This window comes from Stieleria sp. (assembly GCF_041595215.1).
Lineage (GTDB): Bacteria > Planctomycetota > Planctomycetia > Pirellulales > Pirellulaceae > Stieleria > Stieleria magnilauensis.
Map to the genome: position 1 here is coordinate 1 of NZ_JBFHKV010000822.1, position 4,000 is coordinate 4,000.

Here is a 4,000-nt window from a genome sequence, read left to right on the forward strand (position 1 = left end):
CGTCAAGTTCTCCGCGTTGAGCCGCGGCAGGAAAACGCCTCTCAAGATCTGCGTCGCAGGCGGCATGGAGATCACTCCGGCGATCAGGAACGATCCACTCAAAAGGATCACCCAGGCGACCAAGACGCGGTGCAGAACCTTGTATCGCCCCAGCCAAATCACTCCCGACGTCAATACGATCAGAATGGCCAACCAAACGACGGCGTCTCCATCAGTCACCGACGTGATGCCGGCAGCAGCCCCCGTCAGATTTCCCGTCTGATACGCCGCGTTTCCCACACCGATCGCTGCGATCACCAAAACGATCGCCGGTCGCAGCCATCGCGTTTGTGAAAGTGATTGCCGAATCGATTCCCCCAAACCCGCTCCGCTCAGGATTCCCAATCGGGCCGCGAGTGATTGCAGCACGATGGTTCCGAAGCTTGCGAACACAATCGTCCACAGCAATTCGCATCCGAATTGGGCTCCCGCCCGACTGGCCGTGACGACGGTGCCCGGTCCGATGAACGCCGCAGTGACCAGCAAGCCTGGGCCGAGCCGAAACCGGACTCGCGGCTTGACCGCCGTCGCATCACTGCCCGCCATCGACGACTCCGACCCTAGCGATCGCATACAAGCCAAACGTTGCCAACCAGTGATCGCCCTCGTAGTGACCACTGTTGATGTACGCCAATCCCGCCGCAAGATGCGACTCCGCGTTCTCATTCAAAACGCGCTTCAGTGGATGGTCTTGCCGAAGTGCCGACGCAACCGATCGCAAGCACCAGGCGCGATTGAGATTCAGTCCCGCCAGGTGAACGATCTTGGGATCCGTCACATCGCTGACCGCCACCGGCGCGATCGTGCCGTCGGTCAATTGCGTCGCCAGTTGGGGCACGAACTGGGTCAACCAGTTCTCGAACTCGGGTCCCGGCAACACCCGACGCATCAAATCGGCTTCGTTCCAACACGACGAGAAAAAATCATGCCCTGAAGGTTCATAGTGCACGGGGTAATCGAGGTCGGTCGCAAAGTACGCTTTCGCACGATCGATCACCAAATCCTGCAATTCAGGTTGTTCCATCGCACGGGCATAATCCAAGATCTGTCCCAACGCGAATCCCGTGTCGGTATGCTGGCCGATTCGAATCGGAAACGTCAGCTTTGGCAGATAGTCTCTCACGCGTCGCGCCAAGACTACTTCCAGCGGGCGCAGATTGTCTCGCCATCGTTTCGCATCCGCATCGTCCCAGCCGTCGAGTTCGATCACCAAGCGAAGCAACCACGACCAACCATACATCCGCTCGAACGTCTTCTGCTCGTCCCGGGCAAAGAACGCAGCCTCCTGCTTCAGGTTCTCTTCCGACAGGTGCCGCGACAGCACCTCGCGAACCTTGGGTGCCGACGCCATGCCGGGGTAGTCTTTCAACAATCGAACCAGAACCCAATGGCCATGCACGCTGCTGTGCCAGTCGTAGCAACCGTAGAAGGCCGGGAAATGCTCACGCGGTGCTTTGATCTGATCCTTGTTCAGATAAACCAAGGACAGTTTGTTGGGGAACTCCGTATCGACTCCTTTCAGTACCAGCTTCGCCCACGACTCAGCCATCTCGGCGTTCATGACGACCGGAGTGGACGACTGCGCGATTGCATTGCTGCCGAGTGGGAGCATCGACCACGCGACGCAGACGACCATCCCCCAACGAACGAGTTTTCGCGGGGACGGCATTGAATGGGCAGATGGGTTGAGCGGTATCATCGGCACTGGAGATCGAAAGCGTTGAGTTTCAGGACGAACAACGGTGCATCATGACAGATGATCTGTCCCCGCTTGCACGTTAGGACCCGATTGTTGGTCAAAAAATGGGTTGGTCAAAAAATGGGTTGGTCAGAAAATGTCTGACGCGGATCAATCGCCGTGCACGGCTCCCATTTTTTGACCAACAAATCTTTTGACCACCCCCAGCCGGTACTGTGAAGAGCGCAGCGGCCCTCTCCTTCGACGCCTTCGATACCGACTCGGGAATCGATGACTCCGTGACCGACGTCACCTACACCGACGCACCGTCGGCCACTCCGGAACCGACCGCGCTGGTTCCGCTGGGGATGCTGGGCTGCGTGAATTGCTTCAAGACGACCGCTCCAAGCCAAGCGGTTGATGGTGTCGGCTCTCGCGTACCGCACCTGTGTTGTGGCACCGCGCCGCAGTGAAAATCCGATGGAGCTATATTGGTTTCACTCCCGATCACCTCAGCGAAATTCCGTGGACTGAGCGCCTGACCGGACCGCAGATCTTGTCTGGTGTGGTGAGAGGAGTGCCGATCGCCCTCGATGGCCGTTTGTCTTGCCAGTCCCGGCACGCCACCTGCCCTTGCGCCGTTTACGTTTTCACGGATTTTCACCTATGGCAATTCCTGTTTTTCGAAAACGAAGAGCCCTTTCTCGGCAAATGCCTCGATATACGCAACGCCAACGGTGCAGACGCAAACGTTTCGAACAGCTTGAGCCCCGTTGCCTGCTTGCCGGCGATAGCGGGGAAAGCTGGCATCCCGACGACTTGGGGGGGACGGGATTCGGAGGCCCTTTTGTCACGACCGGCCCTCCACTCGTTGGCGGCTCTCCGTCGTCCTCTGCGACTGATGAAGTGACGTCCAACCGTTTTCCTGACCCGGAAAATGCTTCAACGGCCAATCTTTTTCCGACGGCGGCACACCCTGTCGATGGAAGCAACAATGTGATTGTGCCGCAAGCCGGCGAACCCTTTTTTGTCCGCGTGGAATTTACGTACGACAATCCGCTCAGTGCCGCTTATTCCGTCGGCCGGACGGTCAACAGCAACCCTCAGCATGTCGCCCCGCCGATCACCTGGGGGGCTGGATTGGGCGGCCGGACGACGTGGCATCACGTTTGGGGAACCTGGGTGATGCACAAGGCGGGGACTTACAGCATCACAGTGACTCTGGATGTCGACGGAACGGTGGACGAATCGAATGAAGCGGACAATTCGATGACGTTCAGTTTCTCGGTCGGGGGCGACATCACACACGAATGGTCGTTGGTGGATGCTGAACAGGGCCGTAACCTTCTTGGCGATGGCACCGATGTCATTGTGGGCACGATGGACGATGCCTTCGATTTCAATCATCCTTGGTTCACAGGAGTGGATTCGCTGGGCCGCCAACGACTCGTCGCGTCCTCCCAGAACACCGACGGAATCGGCGACAGCCCGGTCAATGCGAATCATGCCACGGCGGTGATGGGGATCGTCTTGGCACGCGGTGAAAACGACGGTGACGTGACGGGATTGGCCCCAGACGCCAGATTTGTTACCGCAGAGTTCATCAACCGAGCCCAGGTTCCCGGGTTGAGTGTGCAAGATGTCTTCGACGCAGCGGGGTTCCTTGTCGAAAATGGTGCCGAAGTCATCAACATGAGCTGGTCATGGTGGGCGGGTTCGGCTGACAATTCTTATCGTGGCGAAACCTCAAAGACCAACCTGCTCGTTGACTATCTCAGCTACGGACGCGATATCGTCGCCGTGCCGGCGGTCAATCAGTTGGCCAACCATTCCCGGCCGACGGCTCCCGGATCTTCTCGAAACGTCATCACCGTCGGCGGACTCCGGGAGACCCTGGACCGAGCCTGGAGTCAACAGGATTACGGCCCGACTCTCGATGGACGCAGCAAGCCAGACATGATCGGCAATGCAGCCGTCGATGTCGTCTCCACACGGGCCGACTGGCGGGACGGGCGACTTGCCGGCGGTGGATTCGGTGGCACCAGTTTCGCCACCCCGTTCGTCACAGGCGCCGTGACACAGATGCTTGACTACGGAAAACGGAATCAATTGACCACCGATCACAGGCTGATCAAGGCGATTGTCATGAATTCCGGAATCAAAACGCTCGACGCAGACGGTTCACCCTGGAGCAATTCCATCACGCAACCATTGGACAACCAGCAAGGCACTGGAGTGCTCAACCTGTCACGTGTTTACGAGATGTATTCATCCGGGCAACAG

4 protein-coding genes are annotated in these 4,000 nt (G+C 58.3%); 2 read left to right on the forward strand and 2 right to left on the reverse strand.

The window, feature by feature from the left end; translation table 11 throughout:
• Positions 1-585, reverse strand: a 585-nt coding sequence (locus ABX749_RS24720; RefSeq protein WP_372898339.1) for an Nramp family divalent metal transporter, incomplete at its 3' end; no start/stop codon positions are given.
• Entirely contained in the window at positions 572-1,675 is a 1,104-nt protein-coding gene (locus ABX749_RS24725; protein WP_372898340.1) for a DUF2891 domain-containing protein, read from the reverse strand. The genes ABX749_RS24725 and ABX749_RS24720, both read right to left, overlap by 14 nt.
• A 278-nt stretch (positions 1,676-1,953) precedes the next feature.
• Between ABX749_RS24725 and ABX749_RS24730 the strand changes: the two genes are divergently transcribed.
• Together ABX749_RS24730 and ABX749_RS24735 are read left to right on the forward strand one after the other, a co-directional pair.
• Positions 1,954-2,190, forward strand: a complete 237-nt coding sequence (locus ABX749_RS24730) for a hypothetical protein (RefSeq protein ID WP_372898341.1) — start codon at positions 1,954-1,956, stop codon at positions 2,188-2,190.
• Positions 2,191-2,623: 433 nt separating this feature from the next.
• The coding region (locus ABX749_RS24735) for a S8 family serine peptidase (protein ID WP_372898342.1) at positions 2,624-4,000 on the forward strand (1,377 nt) is incomplete at its 3' end.

Excerpts from the sequence above, each read along its gene's own strand:
- ABX749_RS24725 (WP_372898340.1), bottom strand. The coding sequence starts at position 1,675 with ATGGTCGTCTGCGTCGCGTGGTCGATGCTCCCACTCGGCAGCAATGCA.